Origin of the sequence: Collinsella sp. AF29-7AC (genome assembly GCF_003475665.1) — a bacterium.
Classification (GTDB): Bacteria; Actinomycetota; Coriobacteriia; order Coriobacteriales; family Coriobacteriaceae; genus Collinsella.
The window spans coordinates 1-1172 of record NZ_QRQX01000049.1 but is presented as its reverse complement, the minus strand read 5'-3'; the positions used below and the strand labels follow the sequence as shown (position 1 = coordinate 1172).

The following is a 1172-nucleotide window of genomic DNA, read 5'->3' as shown; positions in this document are numbered from 1 at the left end:
GGTACCGTCAAGATTCTTTCGCAAATTGATCGAGGCGGCCTCGGCCCCGCCTTGCTCTAGCCCTCCGCCTTCTTGCTCAGCTCGTCCATCTCCTCCAGCTTCGACATGTCCAGGTACCTCCTCTTGCCCCATTCGTGCTCCACGATGTACTTCAGCCTCGCCGTCACCAGCATCAGGGCCGAGTTGCCGTCCGGGAAGGTCCCTACGACTCTCGTCCTCCGCCTGATCTCGCGGTTGATGCGCTCGATACCGTTATTGGTCCGGATTCTGCGCCAGTGCTCCGGCGGGAAGTCCGTGTAGGCGAGAGTCTCGGAGAAGCCGTCGCGCACCGTCCTCGCGGCCGCGCCGAGCCTCATCCCGTCCAGCTCGTCCGCCACCTCCGCCGCCTTCCTCGAGCACGCCTCGCGCGATTCCTGCGCGTGAATCGCCTTCAGCATGCGCGCCACGGCCTTCCTCCTGGTCACGGGCACCCTTCCCAACACGTTTCGGTAGAAGTGGACCGTGCAGCGCTGGTAGCGTGCCCCGGGGAACACCTCCTCGAGCGCACCGAGCATCCCCGCGCACTTGTCGCCGGTGACGAGCCGCACGCCGGAGAGCCCGCGCCCCCTGAGCCACGAGAAGAACTCGCGCCACGAGTCCGCCGACTCGGTGTAGCCCTCCGCGCAGCCGATGACCTCCCGGTCGCCGGTGGAGTTGACGCCGATGGCCACCAGAACGGCCACGTTCTCGTAGGACCCTCCCCAGCTGCGCTTGAGGTAGATGCCGTCGACGAAAACGTAAGGGTAATCGCCCTCGAGCGGCCTCTGGCGCCAGGCCTCGATGGACGCGAACGCCTTCTCGTTGAGGTTGGAGACGGTGCCGGAGGACACGGGCGCTCCCCAGAGGAGTTCGGAGACGTCCTCGATTCTCCTGGTCGAGACGCCCGCGAGGTACATCTCGACGATGGCCTCCTCGACCGAAGTCTCGCGCCTGCGGTAGCGCTCGATAACGGCCGTCTGGAAGGTCGCGCCGCGCAGCTTCGGCACGTTGAGCTCGACCTCTCCTGCCCCGGTGACGAGCTTTCTCGCGTAGTGGCCGCTGCGGTATGCCTCCCGGCCTGCCGTCCTCTCGTAGCGCCCGGCCCCTACGAGCTCGGACGCCTCCTCGTCGAGCAGCGCGTTGAGCGTCTCCTC

1 protein-coding gene is annotated in these 1172 nt (G+C 66.6%); it reads right to left on the bottom strand.

What is annotated here, in order from left to right; all coding sequences use genetic code 11:
• Positions 1-56: 56 nt before the first annotated feature.
• The coding region (locus DWZ15_RS10270; protein ID WP_118450827.1) for an IS256 family transposase at positions 57-1172 on the bottom strand (1116 nt) is incomplete at its 5' end.